The 19,985-nt window shown below is 59.9% G+C and carries 20 protein-coding genes; 12 read left to right on the forward strand and 8 right to left on the reverse strand.

Features of this window, described 5'->3' with window-relative positions:
* Positions 1-39 precede the first annotated feature (39 nt).
* From hemC to FQ185_RS03290, 6 genes are all read left to right on the forward strand, one after another.
* Positions 40-981 (forward strand): hydroxymethylbilane synthase, encoded by a 942-nt coding sequence (gene hemC / locus FQ185_RS03265; protein WP_149416226.1) that lies wholly within the window; start codon positions 40-42, stop codon positions 979-981.
* On the forward strand, positions 978-1,745 hold the full coding sequence (locus tag FQ185_RS03270) for a uroporphyrinogen-III synthase (protein ID WP_149416227.1): 768 nt from the start codon (positions 978-980) through the stop codon (positions 1,743-1,745). The genes hemC and FQ185_RS03270 overlap by 4 nt, the downstream gene beginning before the upstream one ends.
* Before the next feature lie 16 nt (positions 1,746-1,761).
* Positions 1,762-2,904, forward strand: coding sequence for a uroporphyrinogen-III C-methyltransferase (locus FQ185_RS03275; RefSeq protein ID WP_149416228.1), 1,143 nt, complete (start codon positions 1,762-1,764; stop codon positions 2,902-2,904).
* A complete protein-coding gene (locus tag FQ185_RS03280) occupies positions 2,901-4,139 on the forward strand; it encodes a heme biosynthesis protein HemY (RefSeq protein WP_149416229.1) in 1,239 nt (412 codons plus the stop codon). The genes FQ185_RS03275 and FQ185_RS03280 overlap by 4 nt, the downstream gene beginning before the upstream one ends.
* Before the next feature lie 361 nt (positions 4,140-4,500).
* The gene (locus FQ185_RS03285) at positions 4,501-5,052 is read left to right on the forward strand and encodes a disulfide bond formation protein B (RefSeq protein WP_149416230.1); all 552 of its coding nucleotides are present in this window, start codon (positions 4,501-4,503) and stop codon (positions 5,050-5,052) included.
* Positions 5,053-5,230: 178 nt separating this feature from the next.
* Complete coding sequence (locus FQ185_RS03290) at positions 5,231-5,689, forward strand: Rsd/AlgQ family anti-sigma factor (RefSeq protein WP_007899333.1); 459 nt, start codon at positions 5,231-5,233, stop codon at positions 5,687-5,689.
* A 65-nt stretch (positions 5,690-5,754) separates the two neighbouring features.
* On the opposite strand, the gene FQ185_RS03295 is transcribed toward FQ185_RS03290, so the two are convergent.
* Positions 5,755-6,420, reverse strand: coding sequence for an FKBP-type peptidyl-prolyl cis-trans isomerase (locus FQ185_RS03295; protein WP_149416231.1), 666 nt, complete (start codon positions 6,418-6,420; stop codon positions 5,755-5,757).
* A 192-nt stretch (positions 6,421-6,612) separates the two neighbouring features.
* On the opposite strand from FQ185_RS03295, the gene FQ185_RS03300 reads away from it, so the two are divergent.
* Entirely contained in the window at positions 6,613-7,746 is a 1,134-nt protein-coding gene (locus tag FQ185_RS03300) for an AlgP family protein (RefSeq protein WP_149416232.1), read from the forward strand.
* On the opposite strand, the gene FQ185_RS03305 is transcribed toward FQ185_RS03300, so the two are convergent.
* Positions 7,743-8,207 (reverse strand): TIGR02444 family protein, encoded by a 465-nt coding sequence (locus FQ185_RS03305; protein WP_149416233.1) that lies wholly within the window; start codon positions 8,205-8,207, stop codon positions 7,743-7,745. The two genes, FQ185_RS03300 and FQ185_RS03305, sit on opposite strands and share 4 nt — an antisense overlap.
* 50 nt (positions 8,208-8,257) lie before the next feature.
* On the opposite strand from FQ185_RS03305, the gene FQ185_RS03310 reads away from it, so the two are divergent.
* The 3 genes from FQ185_RS03310 to FQ185_RS03320 all read left to right on the forward strand — a co-directional run bounded on the left by FQ185_RS03310 (position 8,258) and on the right by FQ185_RS03320 (position 11,618).
* A complete protein-coding gene (locus FQ185_RS03310) occupies positions 8,258-10,168 on the forward strand; it encodes an ATP-binding cassette domain-containing protein (RefSeq protein WP_149416234.1) in 1,911 nt (636 codons plus the stop codon).
* Positions 10,168-10,749 (forward strand): mechanosensitive ion channel family protein, encoded by a 582-nt coding sequence (locus FQ185_RS03315; protein ID WP_149416235.1) that lies wholly within the window; start codon positions 10,168-10,170, stop codon positions 10,747-10,749. Before FQ185_RS03310 ends, FQ185_RS03315 begins: the two co-directional genes overlap by 1 nt.
* 236 nt (positions 10,750-10,985) lie before the next feature.
* Entirely contained in the window at positions 10,986-11,618 is a 633-nt protein-coding gene (locus FQ185_RS03320; RefSeq protein ID WP_149416236.1) for a LysE family transporter, read from the forward strand.
* Positions 11,619-11,770: 152 nt separating this feature from the next.
* Here the strand turns inward: FQ185_RS03320 and FQ185_RS03325 are convergent, their stop codons facing one another.
* From FQ185_RS03325 to FQ185_RS03345, 5 genes are all read right to left on the reverse strand, one after another.
* Positions 11,771-12,514: a penicillin-binding protein activator LpoB gene (locus FQ185_RS03325; RefSeq protein ID WP_149416237.1), complete on the reverse strand. Its 744-nt coding sequence runs from the start codon at positions 12,512-12,514 to the stop codon at positions 11,771-11,773.
* Between the two features lie 3 nt (positions 12,515-12,517).
* A complete protein-coding gene (lpoB, locus tag FQ185_RS03330; protein WP_149416238.1) occupies positions 12,518-13,105 on the reverse strand; it encodes a penicillin-binding protein activator LpoB in 588 nt (195 codons plus the stop codon).
* A 38-nt stretch (positions 13,106-13,143) separates the two neighbouring features.
* Positions 13,144-13,515 (reverse strand): YcfL family protein, encoded by a 372-nt coding sequence (locus FQ185_RS03335; RefSeq protein WP_149416239.1) that lies wholly within the window; start codon positions 13,513-13,515, stop codon positions 13,144-13,146.
* Positions 13,516-13,530: 15 nt separating this feature from the next.
* On the reverse strand, positions 13,531-14,928 hold the full coding sequence (locus tag FQ185_RS03340; RefSeq protein WP_149416240.1) for a COG3014 family protein: 1,398 nt from the start codon (positions 14,926-14,928) through the stop codon (positions 13,531-13,533).
* A 203-nt stretch (positions 14,929-15,131) separates the two neighbouring features.
* Complete coding sequence (locus tag FQ185_RS03345; RefSeq protein ID WP_149416241.1) at positions 15,132-16,541, reverse strand: COG3014 family protein; 1,410 nt, start codon at positions 16,539-16,541, stop codon at positions 15,132-15,134.
* A gap of 152 nt (positions 16,542-16,693) precedes the next feature.
* Here FQ185_RS03345 and FQ185_RS03350 point away from each other — a divergent pair, with 152 nt between their 5' ends.
* Together FQ185_RS03350 and FQ185_RS03355 are read left to right on the forward strand one after the other, a co-directional pair.
* Positions 16,694-18,592 carry a cytochrome c/FTR1 family iron permease gene (locus tag FQ185_RS03350; RefSeq protein WP_149416242.1) on the forward strand — a complete coding sequence of 633 codons (1,899 nt, stop codon included), beginning with the start codon at positions 16,694-16,696 and terminating at the stop codon, positions 18,590-18,592.
* Between the two features lie 106 nt (positions 18,593-18,698).
* The gene (locus FQ185_RS03355; protein ID WP_084320266.1) at positions 18,699-19,154 is read left to right on the forward strand and encodes a YaiI/YqxD family protein; all 456 of its coding nucleotides are present in this window, start codon (positions 18,699-18,701) and stop codon (positions 19,152-19,154) included.
* Between the two features lie 117 nt (positions 19,155-19,271).
* On the opposite strand, the gene elbB is transcribed toward FQ185_RS03355, so the two are convergent.
* The gene (gene elbB / locus FQ185_RS03360) at positions 19,272-19,940 is read right to left on the reverse strand and encodes an isoprenoid biosynthesis glyoxalase ElbB (protein ID WP_149416243.1); all 669 of its coding nucleotides are present in this window, start codon (positions 19,938-19,940) and stop codon (positions 19,272-19,274) included.
* Between the last annotated feature and the right edge of the window lie 45 nt (positions 19,941-19,985).

Genomic DNA, 19,985 nt, shown 5'->3' on the forward strand with positions numbered 1-19,985 from the left:
TGTTATTATCCGCCGTATCTATTCAGTACGGATTGATCCATGTCCTCTCGCGAAATCCGCATCGCCACCCGTAAAAGTGCTCTCGCCCTGTGGCAGGCCGAATACGTCAAAGCCCGTCTGGAGGAGTCCCATCCGGGACTGCTCGTGACGTTGGTGCCCATGGTCAGTCGCGGCGACAAGTTGCTCGACTCGCCGCTGTCGAAAATCGGCGGCAAGGGCCTGTTCGTCAAGGAGCTGGAAACGGCGCTGCTGGAAAACGAAGCCGACATCGCCGTGCACTCCATGAAAGACGTGCCGATGGACTTCCCCGAAGGGCTGGGTCTGTTCTGCATCTGCGAGCGCGAAGACCCGCGCGATGCGTTCGTCTCCAATACCTACGCCAGCCTGGATGAATTGCCGCAAGGCAGCATTGTAGGCACCTCGAGCCTGCGTCGCCAGGCCCAACTGCTGACCCGTCGACCGGACCTGGAAATCCGCTTCCTGCGCGGCAATGTCAACACGCGCCTGGCCAAACTCGATGCCGGCGAATATGACGCCATCATCCTTGCCGCCGCGGGCCTGATCCGTCTTGGCTTTGAAGATCGCATCACCTCGGCCATCAGCGTCGATGACAGCCTGCCGGCTGGTGGCCAGGGCGCGGTGGGTATCGAGTGCCGCAGCGTCGATACTGAAATTCACGCGTTGCTGGCGCCGCTGCACCATCAGGACACCGCCACCCGCGTGACTGCCGAACGTGCGCTCAACAAGCATTTGAATGGCGGCTGCCAGGTGCCCATCGCCTGCTACGCCGTGCTTGAAGGCGAGCAGGTCTGGTTGCGTGGTCTGGTTGGTGATCCGAGCGGCGGCCTGCTGCTCAGCGCCGAAGCTCGTGCGCCGCGCAGCGATGCCGAAGCCTTGGGTGTGCAAGTGGCTGAAGACCTGCTGAGTCAAGGCGCCAACGACATTCTCAAGGCAGTCTATGGCGAGGCAGGTCACGAGTGACCGGCTGGCGCCTGCTGCTGACGCGTCCCGCGGATGAGTCGGCGGCGCTGAGCAGTCTTTTGGCCGAAAAGGGGATTTTCAGCAGCAGCTTGCCGCTTTTGGAAATAGAGCCGATTGCTGTCTCTGACACAATGCGCGAGGTGATTCAGGGTCTGGATCGCTATTGTGCGGTGATCGTGGTCAGCAAGCCGGCCGCCAGAATGGGCGTGGATCTGGTCAATCAGTATTGGCCGCAACCACCGTCCCCACGCTGGTTCAGCGTGGGCGCATCGACTGCGCAGATCCTCGAAGATAATGGGTTGAACGTGAGTTTCCCGGACGAGGGTGATGACAGCGAAGCCTTGCTTGAACTTCCTCAATTGCGCAAGGCGATCGCACGGCTCGATCCACGCGTATTGATCATGCGCGGAGAGGGCGGGCGCGAGTTGCTGGCTGAGCGTTTGCGCGAACTAGGTGCTAGTGTCGAGTATCTGGAGTTGTACAGTCGCGGCCTGCCGCAGTACCCGCCGGGAGCACTGCCTGACCGGATCGAAGCGGAACGCTTGAACGGGCTGGTGGTCAGCAGTGGACAGGGTTTTGAGCACCTGCATCAGTTGGCCGGCGATGCCTGGCCGCAGTTGGCGCGGTTGCCGTTGTTTGTTCCAAGCCCCAGGGTCGCCGAGCTGGCACGTGCCGCCGGGGCCCAAACAGTTGTGGATTGTCGCGGCGCCAGTGCCGCGGCTTTGCTGACGGCGTTACGGGAGCATCCCGGACCCGTTCTCTAATGCAAAGGATGGATACGTGAGCGAAACAGCCTTGCCTAAAGATGACGTCCAGCCAGTGCCTGATGCGCCGGTTGAAACTCCTTCACCTGCCGCAGAGCAGCGCCGAGGCAATGGGCTGGCAATCGTCGCGCTGCTGCTGGGCGCTGCCGGTGTCGCCGTAGGCGGTTGGGGAGTCTGGCAGGTGCGACACCTGCAAGCCAATACGCAACAGCAGTTGAGTCAGGTCCAGGCATTGAACGATCAGGCGCAGGACCTGAAGCTCAATGAACAACGCCTGACTGCTCGCCTGGAACAATTGCCTGCCGCCGACGAGCTCGACGCGCGCAGTCGTTTGGTCGTGCAACTTCAAGGCGATCAACAGCGCTTGAATCAACGTCTGGAAACAGTGCTCGGCGCCAGCCGCAAGGATTGGCGTCTGGCTGAGGCCGAGCATTTGCTGCGTTTGGCCAGCCTGCGTCTTTCCGCATTGCAGGACATCAGCAGCGCCCAGGCCCTGGTGCAGGGTGCCGATGAAATTCTGCGCGAACAGAACGATCCGGGTTCCTTTGCCGCTCGTGAGCAAGTAGCCAAAACGCTGGTCGCATTGCGCAGCACCGAACAGCCGGACCGCACCGGGCTGTTCCTGCGACTGGGCGCGCTGCGCGATCAGGTGATCAACCTCACCGAACTGGCACCCGAGTATAAGGATCGTGGCGAATCCCTGTTGGGTCTCACCGCTGATGGCGACGGCGCCAGTCGCTGGGCGCAATGGTGGGATCAGGTCTCGCGCTACATCCGCATCGACTTCAACGCCGACAAGAATGTACGTCCGTTGCTGGCCGGGCAGAGCCTGAGCCAGGTGCGCCTGGCCCTGAGCCTGGCGCTGGAGCAGGCGCAATGGGCCGCGCTCAATGGCCAGGCAGCCGTTTACACCCAGGCGCTGGCGGAGGCGCGGGACGTGCTCACGGGCAACTTCAACCCGGACAACCCTCAGAGCAAAGTCATGCTTGAGCAGGTTGGCGAGTTGAGCAAGCAGCCGGTTACTGTGGCCACGCCAGATCTGACTGGCACGCTGAGTGCGGTTCAGGGGTATCTGGAACGGCGTAATGTCAACGCCGAGGATTCGATCAAGCCCATGGCCAAACCTGCTGCGAGCACTGCGCAGGAGGTCACGCCATGAAACGCCTCTACGTGATCGTGTTTCTGGTTATCGCTGCCGCCGCCGCGCTGGGGTTGGCGATCGCCGAGCATTCCGGCTACGTGCTGATCGCCTACAAGAGCTTCCGTTACGAATCGAGCCTGTGGGCGGCTTTGGCATTGATCGCGGTGCTCTGGCTGGTGTTCTGGGGTATCAAGGCGTTGATCGAACTGGTGACGACCTCCAGCGGCGTGGTCAATCCCTGGTCACGGCGCAATCGCAGCCGCCGGGTGCAAGTGGCGATCGAGCACGGTCAGCTGGATCTGGCCGAGGGGCGGTGGGCCAGCGCTCAGCGCCATCTGCATCGGGCCGCCGAAGCCGAGCGCCAGCCGCTGCTTTATTATCTCGGCGCTGCCCGCGCCGCGAACGAACAAGGTCATTACGAGGAAAGCGACAGCCTGTTGGAGCGCGCACTCGAGCGACAGCCCCAGGCCGAGTTGGCGATTGCCCTGAGTCATGCACAATTGCAGACAGACCGCGGTGATACCGAAGGCGCTCTGGAGACCTTGCAAGCCATGCATGAGCGTCATCCTCATAACGTCCAGACCCTGCGTCAGTTGCAGCGCTTGCATCAACAGCGCGGCGACTGGTCGGCCGTCATTCGCCTGCTGCCGGAGCTACGCAAGGACAAGGTCCTGCCTCCGGCGGAATTGGCCGAACTGGAACGCCGGGCCTGGGGGGAGAACTTGTCCTTGGCGGCGCATCAGGAGGAGGACGGAACGGTCGGTCTGCAATCGCTTGATCGCGCCTGGCAGCAGTTGACCTCGGCGCAGCGTCAGGAGCCGCAGCTGGTGCTCGCTTATGCCGAGCAATTGCGTCAACTGGGTGCGCAGGTCAAAGCTGAAGAGGTATTGCGCACAGCGCTCAAGCGCAACTACGACAGCCATCTGGCACGCCTCTATGGACTTGTTCGCGGCAGTGATCCGGCGCGTCAATTGCAAACGGCCGAAGGCTGGCTCAAGGACCATCCGGCCGATCCGAGCCTGCTGTTGACCCTCGGACGTTTGTGCCTGCAAAGCAGCCTATGGGGCAAGGCCCGGGATTATCTGGAAAGCAGCCTGCGTGTGCAGCGCAATCCGGAAGCTTGTGCGGAACTGGCGCGGCTGCTGGCGCAATTGGGCGATACCGAGCGCAGCAACCAACTGTTCCAGGAAGGTTTGGGCTTGCTGGACGAACGCTTGCTGGCGGCACCGTTGCCAGTTGCAGTTCAAGCTTGATACTGACGCTGGACATAGCCGCCGGCGCAGCCTGCGTTCGCTGCGCAGCAGGCGTAATTTAGACACCCTGGTTATTGCCGGTAGATCGAGTCGGCAGGATTAGCGACCGCTACGCAGCCGAACGTAGGCTGCGCCAGCTGCTAGTGGGTCGGTTGGAAGGCAATCAAGTAGCTCGAATCGCGCCGAATGTTTGGCGTTGTAGTCCCTTAACGGCATCGTCCTACGTGGGACTACATCAAATCCTCTCGATTCTGTCGGGAATTCCCTACACTTCTGCTGAAGTGTCCCTGCTGGCCTGCCTTGAAAGGCTGGCGCGCTTTCCTCTACCGTAACCGCCTGTCTCTACTGTTACGGAAAAGCCATGTCTTTGGCCTGCTCACGCTCCTTGTTTTTCATGGTTTTCATTACGGGTGCCCTGGTCTTGGGCGTTTCCTATTACCTGGAATATGCGGTCGGTCTCAAACCTTGCGGGTTGTGCCTGTTGCAGCGTTTTTGTCTGGCGCTGCTCTTGGGTGTCTGCCTGATGGCTTCGGTGCATGGCCCGGGCCGACTCGGCTCATCTGTGTATTGGTTGCTCGGTCTGCTCTGCAGTCTGGCGGGTACGGTCACGGCGTGGCGGCAGGTATTGTTACAGAGCGATCCGGTGCAACAGCTGTCGGGCTGCTCGCCCAATCTGGCTGAGCTGTTCGCCAGCACACCCTGGCGGTGTGTCGTGCAGCGGATGTTCGAAGGTTCTGCGGACTGTGCGCAAATTTCCTGGACGCTGTTCGACTTGAGCATCCCGGAGTGGAGCCTGCTGTTTTTCGTCGCGATGATGATCGTGGGCATTTATCAGTTGCTGCGACTTGTCTGGATCACCTGTCAGCGACCGCTCAGCGGCGAGTCGTCGCACCGGGCGCTGACGGGCGATTAAACACTTGTATGAACTTTATCTCCTGCGTACCTTGAAGGCCTTGTCGCGCGGGCATAATCTGGCCCGCACGTGTCATTGGAAATATGTTGCTCGAATGACGTTCTGCCTGACCGATTCTTGATCTTCAAGTGTGCGACAGGTGTAGGGCAGCATGACCCACAAGGGAAGAGAGATCGCCATGCTCGAAAGTTGTCAGAATGCTCAGGAACGCTGGGGTGGAGTGCATCTGCTGATCGATCGATGGTTGCAGGAGCGTCACGAACTGGTTCGGGCCTATGATGCTCTCGGCGCCAAGCCTGAGGCGCTGGGCGAAAATCGAAAACCGTTACAGGAATTCTGCGGAGTACTGGTGGATTACGTGTCTGCCGGGCATTTCGAGATCTACGAACAGCTGACCGGCGAAGCCAAGGCGTTTGGTGATACCCGTGGTCTGGAGCTGGCCGAGACGATCTACCCGCGCATCGACGTCATCACCGAGAAGCTGCTCGCGTTCAACGACCTGTGTGATGCAGGTAAGTGCGTAGCAGAGAAATTCAAGGAGCTGGGTGGCCTGTTGCATGAACGCTTCGAACTGGAAGACTGCCTGATCGAAGTGCTGCACACCGCTCACAAAGAAGAGGATTCGGTTCAGGCCTGAACCCTCTCCCTGCAACATCTCAAAAAAAACGGTGCGCTATGCGCGCCGTTTTTCGTTCCCGGAACTCAGCTTGTGGCACCGCGCAATTCGATTTCGAATACCAACGGTGTGAATGGCGCGATCACGTCGCCGGCACCGTCGGCGCCATAGGCCTGGGCCGATGGAATGACCAGGCGCCATTTCGCGCCGACCGGCATTTGCTGTAATGCGCTGCGCCATCCACTGATCACGCTATCGAGACTGAACCACTGCGGTTGACTGTTCTGATCGAACACGGTGCCGTCGGGAAGGCGACCGACATACAGCACCTGGACCTTGCCGTTCGGCCCGGCTTTGACGCCAGCACCCGGTGCCAACTCCGTCAGCAATATTCCATCTGCCAGTTCGCGAACTCCGGGTTTGGCTTTTTCCTCGGCGAGAAAACTGCGCTCTTTTTCCAGGGCAACTTCGCTCTGCGGCATGGCCGGTTGCAAGGAGGCCTGAGCTTCATGCTCGGCAAGAATGTGTTCGATCCGCTCATCTTTCAGGGCCAGGGGTTTGCCTTGATAGGCTTGCTGTAAACCTTCTACCAACGCCTGAAGTTGCAGGTCAGGAACCTCCTGGCGCAAGCGTTCGCCGAGGCTCGCACCCAGACTGTAAGCGAGATCGTGAGCGTCATTGTCCTTGGTTTTTTCGGCGGCCTGGGCCACGGAAAAAACCATGCATAGCGATAAAAAAAGGTAACGCGACATGGGCACTCTCCGACCTCAAATGCGGTGGATTATGCCAGTGAGAATGCGTGCAACGGTGAACTGGTTTTGCGCAGGCGCAGAAGAATTTCAATCCGTTGCAACGCAGCGCTTTGGATACTGTCAACATGCCCTAGCGGCGGTAGCAGCAGAGGTCTAGTATGAGCCGCACCCACGTCAGCCAGGAGGTAAACCATGTCGGCCACCAAGAAGCCAGTAAATACTCCGTTGCACTTACTCCAACAACTCTCGGGCAGCCTGCTCGAACATTTGGAAACCGCTTGTTCCCAAGCCTTGGCTGATGCTGAAAAATTGCTCGCCAAACTGGAAAAGCAGCGCGGAAAAGCGCAGGAAAAACTGCACAAATTCCGTACCAAATTGCAGGACGCTGCGGCGGCCGGCAAGGCCAAGGCACAAACTAAAGCCAAGGGCGCGGTGAAGGAGCTTGAGGACTTGCTCGATGCCCTCAAGGATCGTCAATCCGAAACTCGCAACTACATTCTGCAACTCAAACGCGATGCTCAAGAAAGCCTGAAACTGGCCCAGGGCGTCGGTCGTGTACAAGAGGCTGTCGGCAAGGCGTTGTCCTTGCGTTCGGCCAAGCCTGCCGCGGCTCCTGCCAAAAAAGCCGCTGCCAAACCGGCTGCTGCAAAAGCACCGGCCAAGCCTGCTGCCAAACCGGCCGCCAGAGCACCGGTGAAAGCCGCAGCCAAGCCTGCTGCAAAACCAGCAGCGAAAAAAACCGTCGCTGCCAGTGCTGCGAAACCGGCTGCTAAAACGACGGCTGCCAAGCCTGCCGCTGCAAAACCAGCCGTGGCGAAAAAAGCCGCTGCCAAACCAGCAGCAAAAACAGCAGCAAAACCTGCTGCAAAAACGGCCGCTAAACCTGCAGCCAAACCAGCTGCCAAAACCGCTGCGGCGAAACCTGCTGCCAAGCCGGCTGCCAAACCTGTCGCGGCTAAAACTGCTGCCAGACCAGCTGCAAAACCAGCGGCCAAAGCTGCTGCAAAACCAGCTGCAAAACCCGCGGTAAAAGCTGCTGCAAAACCAGCCGCTAAACCAGCCGCTAAACCTGCTGCGGCTAAACCTGCCGCTGCTGCCAAGCCGGCCACCGCCAGCGCAGCCAAACCTGCCGCAGCCAAACCTGCTGCAAAACCCGCGGTGAAAAAACCGGTTGCCGCCAAGCCGGCCGCCGCGCCAGTTGCCAAGCCAGCCAACCCGGCTCCGGCAGCAACGTCTGCTTTAGCAGCAGCCACCTCGACAGCCACGCCAGCGCCAACGCCGGCCGCCGCATCGATCGCAGCAACCACCCCAACCAGCGCTTCCTAAGTGCCGGTTGCCGCGACGCGCAGCTGATGCAGCGCGTCGCGGTCCAGGTGGGCGGCACCTGCCGTCACACCTTCCAGCCAGGCCGTTAGATCGGTCACCTCACCTTGCGGCCAACTCTGCGCCAATCGCTCCAGCCGCAACAACAAATGTCGCTCGGCTTCGAGTTCCAGTGTCTTCACTTGTTCGCGCAATGAATTCAGTTCGGCATCTTCAGTTGCGACGGCTTTCCATTGCATGCGCAAGGCCCGCAGCGGACGCACGACATCCGCGTCCCAGGGCTCGGCCACGTTGCGAAGCTGCTGCAATCGTTGCTCGTTACAGGCGACTTCCCGCTGCCCAAGCCACAAACCACACAGCAGCAGGCAGACATTCACCCCCGTCGACTGTAATTGCAGGCACGCGTGTTCAACGCCGGAACGGGCGTAAGTGCCAAGGGAAAAGCTCCACAGGTCAGAGGACATAGTGCTACTCGCGCCAGTTGCGAGCGAAGCTGGTAGACTCCGCCGCCATTATGATTCGACTTCAGAACCTGACTTTACAGCGTGGCCCTCAACGTCTGCTAGAAGACGCTGAGCTGACCCTGCACGCCGGCCACAAAGCCGGCCTCATCGGTGCCAACGGCGCCGGCAAATCGAGCCTGTTCGCCTTGCTTCTGGGTGACCTGCACCCGGACTCGGGTGATTGCTTCCTGCCGGCGGACTGGCGCATCGCCCACATGCGCCAAGAGATCGACACCCTCGATCGGGTGGCGGTCGACTATGTGCTCGATGGCGACCTGCGCCTGCGCGAGGTGCAACGCGACCTCGCCGCAGCCGAAGCGGCCCATGACGGTACCGCTCAGGCCCGCCTGCACTCGGAACTCGACAGCGCCGACGGTTACACCGCCGATGCCCGGGCCCGCAAGTTGCTGGCCGGCCTTGGGTTCACCAATGAACAGATGGATCGCCAGGTAGGAGATTTCTCTGGTGGTTGGAGGATGCGTCTGAACCTGGCGCAGGCTTTGATGTGCCCCTCGGACTTGTTGCTGCTCGACGAACCGACCAACCACTTGGACCTCGACGCCATCATCTGGCTCGAAGAATGGCTCAAAAGCTATCCCGGCACCTTGATGCTGATTTCCCACGACCGGGATTTCCTCGATGCCGTGGTCGATCACGTGGCCCACGTCGATCAGCGCAAGATCACTCTGTATCGCGGTGGTTATTCAGCCTTCGAACGCGCTCGCGCCGAACGTCTGGCCCAGCAACAGCAGGCCTACGAGAAGCAGCAGGCGCAACGTGCGCACATGGAAAGCTACATCGCCCGCTTCAAGGCCCAGGCCACCAAGGCTCGTCAGGCCCAGAGCCGGATCAAGGCACTGGAGCGGATGGAAGAACTGTCCGCCGCCCACGTCGATTCGCCGTTCGATTTCGTCTTCCGTGAATCGGTGAAGATCTCCAGCCCGTTGATCGACCTCTCCGATGCCCGACTCGGTTACGGCGAGCGGGCCGTGCTGGAGAAGGTCAAGCTGCAACTGACCCCCGGCGCGCGGATCGGTTTGCTCGGCCCGAACGGCGCCGGTAAATCGACCCTGATCAAAAACCTTGCCGGTGAACTCGAACCGTTGTCCGGGCGACTGACCCGTGGCGAGAACACCGTCGTTGGCTACTTCGCCCAGCATCAGCTGGATTCGCTCGATTCCAAAGCCAGCCCGTTACTGCACATGCAACGCCTGGCACCGACGGAGCGCGAACAGACCTTGCGCGACTTCCTCGGTGGTTTTGACTTCCGTGGTGCGCGTATCGATGAGCCCGTGCTGAATTTCTCCGGGGGCGAAAAGGCCCGTCTGGCGCTGGCGTTGATCGCCTGGGGTCGGCCGAACCTGTTGCTGCTCGACGAACCCACCAACCACCTGGACCTGGAAATGCGCCTGGCGCTGACCATGGCTCTTCAGGAGTTCAGCGGCGCGGTACTGGTGGTCTCCCACGATCGTCATTTGCTCAAAAGCACCACCGACAATTTCTATCTGGTGGCGGACGGCAAGGTCGAGGAATTCGACGGCGACCTGGAAGACTACACCCGTTGGCTGGTCGACTATCGCCAGCGCAATGCCCCGGTCAGCAACACACCGGTGAACCCGGACAAGACCGATAAGAAGGCCCAGCGTCAAGCCGCTGCCGCGTTGCGTCAGCAACTGGCGCCGCATAAGCGCGAAGCCGACAAACTTGAAGCCGAGCTGGGCAAGCTGCACGAGAAACTGGCCAAGATCGATACCGGCCTGGGTGACAGCGACATTTACGAACCGGCACGCAAGAACGATCTGCGTGACCTGCTGGCCGAACAAGCCAAGCTGAAGGTGCGTGAAGCTGAACTCGAAGAAGCCTGGATGGAAGCGCTGGAGCTGCTCGAAAGCATGCAGGCGGAGCTGGAGGCGCTGTCTTGATGGAAGCGTTCAAGCTGCCATTGGCTGCCATGTGGATTGAGCCTCTGTGGCTCTTTGGGCAAATCCTGCTGATCTTGTTGGCGGGCTACATCGCCCAGCGCTTCGTGGCCAAGTGCCTGACCCGCCTGGGTGAACGCTATCCGTTGCCGCCGCAATTGCTGATGCCACTGCGCGGTGGTCTGCGCTGGCTGATCATGGGCAGCGCGCTGATCTTCGTCCTGGAACGCCTTGGCGTTTCAGCCACGGTGCTCTGGACCGCATTGTCCGGGTTTGTCGCAGTAGCGGCGGTGGCGTTCTTCGCCATGTGGAGCGTGCTCTCCAATCTGCTTTGCGCGATCCTGATCTTCACCGTCGGCCCGTTCCGGATCGGTGATGTCGTCGAATTGGTGGACACCACTGACAAGCCTGGCGTCAAAGGTCGGGTGGTGGCGATCAACCTGCTCTACACCACGTTGATCGAAGCCGAAGAGCTCGGTACCGGCAGCGCCATGGTGCAAGTACCCAACAGCCTGTTCTTCCAGCGCTCGGTTCGACGCTGGCGGGGTAGCGATGTATTCCCTTCGAATGGCTTTGAAAAGTAGGCTTCTGTTGTCTGACACACCGCTTTCGCGAGCAGGCTCGCTCCCACAGTTGATCTTCGGTGAACCTGTTTTTTGCAACAATCGAGAACCACTGTGGGAGCGAGCCTGCTGGCGAAGGGGTCCTGAAGCCGTAAACGCTGGTCGGCAGTCGTAATGTCCTTACAAAAAATCGGTAGTCATCGGCTCAAAGCCGCATTAGCTTAGACGTCTGTCAGGAGTCTGAGTCGAGGTGTGTAATGGAGCTTCAAGCATGGCTGGCGTTCTTTGCCGCCTGCTGGGTGATCAGTTTGTCTCCCGGTGCCGGCGCCATTGCGTCGATGTCCAGTGGTTTGCAATACGGTTTCTGGCGCGGTTACTGGAACGCCCTGGGCCTGCAACTGGGCCTGGCGGTGCAGATTGCGATTGTCGGCGCCGGTGTTGGTGCCATTCTCACGGCTTCGGCCACCGCTTTCTACGCGATCAAATGGTTCGGTGTGGCGTATCTGGTTTACCTCGCGGTCAAGCAATGGCGCGCGCTGCCCAGCGACATGAGCGATAACGCGGCGGTGCGGCAGATTGGCAGGCCGCTGGTGCTCGTGTTTCGTGGTTTCCTGGTCAACATCAGTAACCCCAAGGCTCTGGTGTTCATGTTGGCGGTGTTGCCGCAGTTCATTGACCCGCACGCGCCGCTGCTGGCTCAGTACCTGATCATCGGTCTGACCATGATCTGCGTCGATCTGATCGTCATGGCTGGTTACACAGGGCTGGCGTCCAAAGTGTTGCGTTTGTTACGCACACCTAAACAGCAAAAACGCATGAACCGCACTTTTGCCGGGCTGTTCATTGGCGCGGCGGCGTTTATGGCGACGCTGCGCAAAGCGGCGATGTAAAACCGTCGGGCACAAAAAAGGCGACCTCTTGGGGTCGCCTTTTTCATTCGAGCCATGCTGATCGTTCCCATGCTCCGCGTTCGGCTCTTTGGGACGCAGAGCGTCCCCGGCTGCATTCCCACGCAGAGCGTGGGAACGATCAGTATCCAGGATCAGCGCAAGATCACCGGCGCGGTATCCGCTGGCAGATTATTGCGCAATGGGGCTCGCCCAGGCTGCTCATAACCACCGCCGCCGAGCTGTTGGCTCAGTTGCGCGGCCACGTCTTCGCCCAGCGCCTTGGACACGTCACGCACCACCCTTGGGCGGTTCAGCGATATCCGAATGTCCCGGTGGTTCATCAGTTTGGTGTCCTGACCTTCGCCCATCGCCGTGAAGGCCGAGGTGATTTCGAACGTCTTGGTGTTGATCAGGCTGAAGTCGGCCACCAGGGTCAACGCCAGTACCGCTGAATAGCTGTCGGTGTTGGCGAGTTCGTTGATGTCGCGGGTGAAATCGATGTCCGACACGGTACCGAACAGCACGTAGTCGGCACCTTTGAAGTTGCCGGCCTTGATCCGCTTGATCACGTCGTAGACATCACCCTTGGACGCAGAGGTGTAAGGCGTGCCTTGAACCAGCTGGAACATGCCGGTACGAAGAATCTCGCCCTTGATGTCGCCGGTAAACTTACGCAACTCACCTTGTTCGATGTAGCTGCTGGTCGCTTCGATTTCGTTGTAACTCGAAGAACCGCTGGCGCCGTAGTAACTCTGGCTGTGGTTGCTCTGCGCCGAAACGATGTGGATGTACTGCTCCACTCGCTCCTGATACGCCAGGTCCGTGACCGCAACTTTCGGGGCCGCTTGCACGCTGAACGCGCAAGCCAGGGCCATCATGCCAATCCATGTGCGCATTGATTAACGCTCCGTGGTTTTGCGGATCTCTTTTTCGTCCATCCACTCGGCCAGACCGCTTTCAACGTCGATCAATTGCAGGCTGAATTTGTAGAAGACGTCCTTGTAATCGCTGCTGCGCTTGACGATTGAGCTGATCGAACCTTCAAGACGGTATTGGGCGGCGATCATGTTGCCGGTCTTGGCCACGGTGCTTTTCTTGTACAGACCGCTCTGGTTCTGCAATTTGAGCTGGTCGACTTGGCTTTGCATGGCGGTGTTGTCGCTGGCGAAGCGGGCGGTGCCGGTCTTCATCAGCTGAGTCTTGATGCTGGTGGTGATCTCACGAGTATCGATGTACTCGCTGGTCTTGTTCTTCACGTCGTAGACCTGAACGACCGTGCGGCCCTGCAGGATGCCGGACTGGGCCAGGGAGCGGGTCATCGATTCGGCGATCATTTGCAGGTCGGTGGAACCGAACTCGTTGGTCACGGTTTCAACCGCTTTGGTGTCGCCATAGGAGATGTTCTTGCTCCCCAGGGTTGGCGAGGTGTTGGCGCAGCCGCTGGCCAGCAGGGCGATAACGGCAATGAACGAAAAGCGTGCAAACATGGGAATGCTCTCTAGAACTGAACGAATAGGGTATGGGCTTAAGGCGTCTTGATTTCGAGACGGAAATCCACGGCTTTGGCGGTTGGCGCAATCGCCTGAATGAAGCTGGTCTGCTCGCCGTACATCAGCTGGCTTTTCCAGGTTTCTTCTTCGGCGACCGGGAAGCCCTCAGGGCCGAGCCAGGCAAAGCGGTAGTAAAAGGTCTTGTTGTTGTAGCTGGTGTTGCTCAACTGCACATTGGCCGTCATGAAGCCGTTTTCCCGGGCGACGCGCATGGCGCCGACCACGATATTCTTGAGCTTGCCCATGGCCACGACTTTGCTGGCGGCAGTGCCAGGTTCCGGTGGCGGCGGGGTGGCGCACCCGGCCAGCAAGGCCAGGGCGACGACAGCGATGAGTTTGAAGCGCATCTAAAGACTCCGTTCTTAAGGTTGTTTGAGGCTGGCCACGGCGGTCGGGTTGGCACTCGGGATCACATGAGCGGCGAGGCCGCTGGCGAACACCTGGTTACCCACGGCGCGCAGGCTGATCACCTGGTAACGCTGATCGACAGTGACCTTGACCACCGAACCGCCCACAGCGCTGGGCAGGGTGACCTGATGCTCGCCTTTCTTCAAGCGCAGACGCACCACTTGGGTGTTGTCCGGCAGGGTGCGCCACGTACGGGTATCGGCACCTTCAAGCACGGCTGAAGTGATACCGACCACCAGGCCTGCCAGCGGGTTGGTTTCGTTAATCTGTTTTTGCGCCACGCCACGGGTGATCGCCCGCACGGTGGTGCGCACGATGATCCCCGGCATGTCGTCACGCAGGGCGCGGCGAGACATGGCGGTGGTGCTGTTGAGTTGCGTCAGGTTGAGTTGCTGACCGTCCACGCCGATCTGGGCGAAAGAGGCAGTGGAGGTGTCAGCCTTGATGATCGGGAACGACAGCGGTGTGATCACCACGTTGTTGCTGATCGGCAATGGCAGCGGAATGCGGATGGAATCGCGCGATGGAGCCAGGCCGCTTTGCACGACGATCAGGATGTCGCTTTCGTCGTCCTTGCCACTCGGCTTGTCGAGGTTGACCAGCGCCTGTTCCAGCAGCGGGGTGTTGGGACGCAGTTCGGCGGCCTTGCGATAACCCGGCGCGGCCAGGCCTTTTTCGCCCAGGGCTTCATACACAAAACCGGAAAGGTAATGGCTGAACGCACTTTGGTAGCTGTTTTTCAGGCCGACGACTTCGGGCGCATCGAGGCTGGCAACCGGGTAACCCTGCAGATCCTTGTACTGGGTTTTGACGCCTTCTTTCTCGGCTTCCTCTTCGCGCTTGAGGTATTCCTTGTCGCGCAAATCGGCGATCACCGCTTCACGTTCATGAGTCTTCTTGATAGCGGTCCGCGCGCCGTCGAAGTCGTTCACGGCCAGCAGGTTGAGGGCCATCTGTGTGGTCAGCATGACTTTTTCATAGTCGTAGCCTTCGTAGCGGCGGACTTTGTCATTGACCACGAAACTGCCGAACTGGGCGAGGTACTTGCCAGTGTCCAGCTTGACCGAATCTTCCCACTTGCCCACCACCTGATCGGCGCTGGTCCAGGCATTCTGGCTGCCGGACAAATCGCCCTTGGCGCGCAGCAGCTCACCCTTTTCGAAGTAATAGAGCAGGTCTTTGTCTTTGCTGGTGTTGTTCTTTTCCAGCAGGGTCAGCGCGGCGTCGACGTTGCCGGCGGCCAGTTGCTGGTTGGTCTGGGCCAGCTCTGAGTCGTAGTTACGAAAGGCCGAACAGCCGGAAAGCAAGGTGACGGCGCTGAGCGCGATCGAGGTAAGGATGCGGGATGCCATGGCGGGTACTTCTTCCTTGAGTTTTTTGCAGCCGCGCATGCTGGTCGGGCTGTTGGGACCCACCGGCAGGAATGTTGGCGTCCTGCCAGTTCCTCAAACAAGAGGAGCTTAAATGCCGTCTCGCGGTAGCGAGGGCGCGGCATTATAAACAGGGATGCTGGCAATGTAGTGGCTTTTTGGTTTCAATTTAACACTTCATGCCATTACTTTTTCAGGCCGGAGACCACACGGCTCTCAGCGGAAGAGGCGGGCTGAAAGGCAATTCCGTTGGCGTAAACCCGATCACCCAAGGCTCGCAGACCGATGACTTGATGATTCTGATCGATCCGGATTCTCAGGGGCGCCGCGCCCGGGGCATTCGGCAGGCTGATCAGATGCTCGCCTTTTTTCAGGCGCAGGCGCGTCACCAAAGTGAGGTTGGGCAAAGTGCGCCAGGTGCGGGTGTCCGCGTGCTCGAAGCCATCGTACCGGGTCACATAAGAGGCCTTGCCTGGGTCGCGGCGGTTGTCGTTGCCCTGGACAGAGGCCGCCAGGAAGGCACGATAGGCGGTGCGCTGAATGATGCCCGGCATGTCGTCGCGCAATGTACGCAGCGACATATCGGTGATGCTGTTCACGGGGATCAACTTCTGTTTGCGTCCGTCGATGCTCATTTGCGTGAACGCCGGAGTCGAGGTGTCGGGCACCATCACCATCACCGGAAACGAGGCGTTGGCGACGATTACCTGGTTGTCCTCCAGGCGCACCGGATAAGGCACGCGCACCGAGCTGCGAGCCGGCGCCAGGCCACTTTGCACGATAATCAGCACGTCGCTTTCATCAGCCTTGGCCCCGGGTTCGTCGAGCTCACGCAATGCCTGCTGGAAAAACACCAGGTCGGGGCGCAGTTCAATGGCCTGGCGATAGCCCGGTGCGGCGAGATCCCGCTCGCCCAGCGCTTCATAGGTAAAACCGGCCAGGTAGTGACTGAACGCACTCTGATAGCCGTTTTTCAGCGCAATCACGGCAGGCGCATCGAGGATTGCCACCGGGTAGCCCTGAAGATCCTTGTAGTGCACGCGCACGCCCTGGGACTTGGCTTGTTCCTCGACTTGCTCGTATTCCTTTTCCCGTTGTCGGGCGATCAGCGCTTCACGTTCATGGGTTTTTTTGATGTCGGCCCGTGCGCCATCGAAGTCATTGACCGCTAGCTGGTTCAAGGCCATTTGCGTGGTCAGCATGACTTTCTCGTAGTCGTAGCCATCGTAGCGGCGCAATTTGTCGTTGATGATGCTGCCCCAGTGATCGCCCATCGCGGACAAAAGCTTGGTACCGGTCGACTCGACGGTGTCCTGACGCTGGATCACGATCTGCTCGGCACTGCGCCAGGCGTCCTGGCTCTGGGGCAGGGCGCCGTCGGCGCTGAGGACTGCGCCTTTCTCGAAGTAGTACAGCAAGTCCCTTTCTTTCGCCGGATTGTGCCGTTCGAGCAGAGAGAGCGCGCCATCGGGATTGCCCGATTTCAACTGATCAGTCGTTTGTTCAAGTTCCAGATCGTAATTTCGGTAGGCGGCGCAACCGGCCAGTTGCAGAGCGGCGCTTATCAGCAGCGAGAACACGAGGCGTGAAGGCATGGACGATGATTCTTCCCTGAATGAATCCGGAGAACGATGGCAATTTGCCGGCAAATGTACACGTCGTTGCGCCGGAAACACCAACAAAGCTTGAGTGAAAGTCATTGGAAGTGAACAATGTGTTACTTCGTATTTCCAATTGAGATTCATTCATGACTGCCTCCTCCCGTTTCCTGGCGTGGCTAGTGCTGCCGGTGATCGCGTTTTGCAGCTTCAATGCGCTGGCCGAAACCACTGAAGGTGCGCACAAGGCGCTGCATTTGCTTGATTACATCGGCGCCGACTACCCGGATTCGGTGAAGGCCGGCAAAGTCATCAATGACACCGAATACCAGGAGCAACAGGAATTTCTGACTGTGCTGCAGGGCTTGATCGCCGAACTGCCGGCCAAGCCTGAGCGTGCAGAACTGGAGCAAGGCGTCGTTGGCCTGCGTACGGCGATTGCTGCTCGCAAGGACGGTGCGGACGTTGCCCGTCAGGCGCGACAGCTGGGCGCGAAACTGGCGGTGAGCTATGAAGTCAGTCAGGCGCCGATCATTACCCCGGACCCGACTCGCGGCGCGCCGCTGTACGCGCAGCACTGCTCGGTGTGTCACGGCGAGGCGGGCACTGGTGACGGCCCGGCAGGCGTGGGCATGACGCCGCCGCCGTCCAATCTGCGCGATGCCACAAGACTGGACCGTCTGAGCCTCTACGCCATCTACAACACGCTGGGGATGGGCATCGAAGGTACCGACATGCCAGCCTTCGCCGATCAGATGGACGACCGTCAGCGTTGGGACCTGGCGACGTACATCGCCAGCTTCAGCGCCGATCCGACAGCGGCAAAATCCGAAAAGACCTACAACATCGCCGACCTCGCCCGTCAGACGCCGGCAGAAGTACAGGTCGCCGACGGCCCTCAAGCTGCGGCAACCTTCCGTGCACAACGGGCGCAACCGCCGCAGGTCAAGCGTGGCCCGGCACAGTTGCTCGATTACACCGCCGCGACCCTCGACAAGAGTATTGCGGCCTACCGTGCCGGCGATCACGACCAAGCCTATGACCTGTCGGTAGCGGCCTACCTGGAAGGTTTCGAACTGGTCGAAAGCTCCCTGGACAACGTCGACGCCAACGTACGCAAAGACACTGAAAAATCGCTGATGGCTTACCGTCAGTCGTTGCAGGATGGCTTGCCGGTGGCCCAGGCCCAGCAGCGTCTGGACGCGGCCAAGGCCAAGTTGAAGGAATCAGCCGGCTTGCTGGGCAGCGAGGGCTTGAGCTGGTCTTTGAGCTACATCTCCGGTCTGCTGATTCTGCTGCGCGAAGGCCTGGAAGCGATTCTGGTGCTGGCGGCGATCCTCGCGTTCCTGCGCAATACCGGCCAGCAATCGGCAGTGCGCAGCGTCAACGTCGGTTGGGGCCTGGCGCTGTTGGCCGGTCTGGCGACCTGGGCGCTGGCGGCCTATGTGATCGATGTCAGCGGTTCGCAACGGGAATTACTGGAGGGTGCCACGGCGTTGTTTGCCGCCGTCATGGTGCTCTGGCTCGGTGTGTGGATGCATGACCGTCGGCACGCGGCGGCCTGGCAGGATTACATCAAGAGCAGTTTGGTAGGCGGCGGTGGGCGTTTCGGATTTGCGACGCTGGCGTTTTTCTCGGTGTATCGCGAGCTGTTTGAAGTGATTTTGTTCTACGAGACCCTGTGGCTGCAGGCAGGTCCGGCGGGCCATAACGCCGTGTTGGCCGGTGGTGCGACGGCGTTGGTGCTGCTGGTCGGTCTGGCCTGGGTGATCCTGCGCGGCTCGGCGAAACTGCCGCTGTCGTTGTTCTTCAGCATCAACGCTGCTTTGCTGTGCGCGTTGTCGGTGGTGTTTGCCGGGCATGGCGTCAAGGCATTGCAGGAAGCCGGGATCTTCGGCACCCGGCCGGTGCCGTTCTTTGATTTCGACTGGCTGGGGATCCACGCTGATGCGTACTCGCTGAGTGCTCAGGCCGTGGCGATCATTGCGATCATCGTGCTGTATGGCCGCAGTCGGATGGCTGAGAAGCGGCGGGTGCAGGTTTCTTAAAAGCATTCGCTGTGCTCACAATCGCGGGCAAGCCCGCTCCCACAGGATTGCGTATAACCTGTGGGAGTGGGCTTGCCCGCGATGCTTTTTAAAAGAGGAAAACACGATGCGTGTCTGGATCGATGCCGACGCCTGCCCGCGGGCGGCGAAGGATCTGGTAGTGAAGTTTGCCCTCAAGCGCCAGTTCGAAGTGGTGCTGGTGGCCGGGCAGCCGCAGATCAAGCCGGGGCTTGCCCTGGTGAAGCTGATCGTGGTGCCGAGCGGCCCGGATGCGGCCGACGACTACTTGGTGGAATACGCGGTACCCGGTGAACTGGTGATCTGCAGCGATGTGCCGCTCGCCGATCGTCTGGTGAAGAAGGGCGTTGCGGCGCTGGATCCACGAGGCAAGGAGTTCGATGCGCAGAACATGGGCGACCGGTTGGCGGTGCGTAACCTGTTTACCGATTTGCGTGAACAGGGGCAGATGAGCGGCGGACCTGCGCCGTTTGGCGAGCGTGAGAAGCAGGCGTTTGCCAATGCGCTGGATCGGATCCTCACGCGGCTATCGCGCAAGTCTTAAGCATGACGGTGGTCCCTGTGGGAGCGAGCCTGCTCGCGATGGGGTCGGCACATTCAACATTGATGTCGACGGTTAGACCGCTATCGCGAGCAGGCTCGCTCCCCCATTTAAACCGTGTTACTCGTCGTTTTCGTGGGTCAGTTCCAGCACGCGGTCGACTAGTTTGTTGATGCCCGATGCCGCTTCGCTGATGCTCTGCGCCAGCATATACGCCGGGGTGCTCACCAGTTTGCGCGCCTTGTCTTCGACGATGTCGCTCACTACGCAATCTGTGTGAGTGGCGCCCATCTTGTTCATGACGGCAGCGGTGTCGGCGTCATTGCCGATGGTGCAGGTCACGCCCGGCCCATAAATTTTCGCGGCCAGGGCAGGCGAGATGCAGATCAGCCCCACGGGCTTGCCCGCTTCGGCGAACGCTTCGGTCAGGGCCAGGACATCCGGTTGAACCGTGCAGCCGGCACCTTCGATGGCGAAGTTCGACAAATTCTTGGCTGCGCCGAAACCGCCGGGCACGATCAGCGCGTCGAAGTCTTCGACATTGGCCTCACGAATATCCTTGATGTTGCCCCGGGCGATTCGCGCCGATTCCACCAGCACGTTGCGCGACTCGGGCATTTCGTCGCCGGTCAGGTGATTGATCACATGTAATTGCGAAATGTTGGGGGCAAAGCACTGCACCTGAGCGCCACGTTGGTCCAGACGCAGCAGGGTAATCACGCTTTCGTGGATCTCGGCGCCGTCGTATACGCCACAGCCGGAAAGGATCACTGCAATTTTTTTGCTCATGGGCTTTTCTCCAGATTCATGGCGTTAAATGTCCACTAATTTGTC

It is taken from the genome of Pseudomonas sp. ANT_H12B (assembly GCF_008369325.1).
Lineage (GTDB): Bacteria > Pseudomonadota > Gammaproteobacteria > Pseudomonadales > Pseudomonadaceae > Aquipseudomonas.